This is a genomic window from Rhodococcus sp. IEGM 1307 (genome assembly GCF_030056915.1).
GTDB classification, from domain to species: domain Bacteria; phylum Actinomycetota; class Actinomycetes; order Mycobacteriales; family Mycobacteriaceae; genus Rhodococcus_F; species Rhodococcus_F opacus_D.
In genome coordinates, this window is record NZ_JASHKW010000077.1 from 1 (window position 1) to 632 (window position 632).

Here is a 632-nt window from a genome sequence, read left to right on the forward strand (position 1 = left end):
GAGGCCAAGACGTTCGGCATCTCGGGAGAGGCGTCCTTCGATTTCGGCGCCGCCTACGACCGCAGCCGCAAGGTCGCGGACGGGCGTGTCAAGGGCGTTCACTTCTTGATGAAGAAGAACAAGATCACCGAGTACGACGGCAAGGGGTCGTTCACCGACGCCAACACCCTCTCGGTCGAGCTGTCCAAGGGCGGGACGGAGACGGTGACGTTCGACAACGCCATCATCGCCACCGGTTCCACCACCAAGCTGCTGCCGGGCACCTCGCTCAGCGAGAACGTGGTCACCTACGAGGAGCAGATCCTCACCCGCGATCTCCCGGAGTCGATCCTCATCGTCGGTGCCGGCGCGATCGGCATGGAGTTCGGGTACGTCCTGAAGAACTACGGAGTGGACGTCACGATCGTCGAGTTCCTCGACCGTGCGCTGCCCAACGAGGACGCGGACGTCTCCAAGGAGATCGAGAAGCAGTACAAGAAGCTCGGCGTCACGATCAAGACCGGTGCCGCCGTCCAGAGCATCGACGACGACGGCAGCAAGGTCACCGTCTCGATCAAGAACAACAAGTCCGGCGACATCGAGACCGTCGTGGTCGACAAGGTGATGCAGTCGGTCGGATTCGCGCCCCGCGT

Annotated in this window: 1 protein-coding gene; it reads left to right on the forward strand. The window is 62.7% G+C overall.

Translation table 11 applies throughout. The features are described 5' to 3' along the window. A partial coding sequence (locus QM841_RS42885; protein WP_283336798.1) for an FAD-dependent oxidoreductase occupies positions 1 to 632 on the forward strand: 632 nt, incomplete at both ends.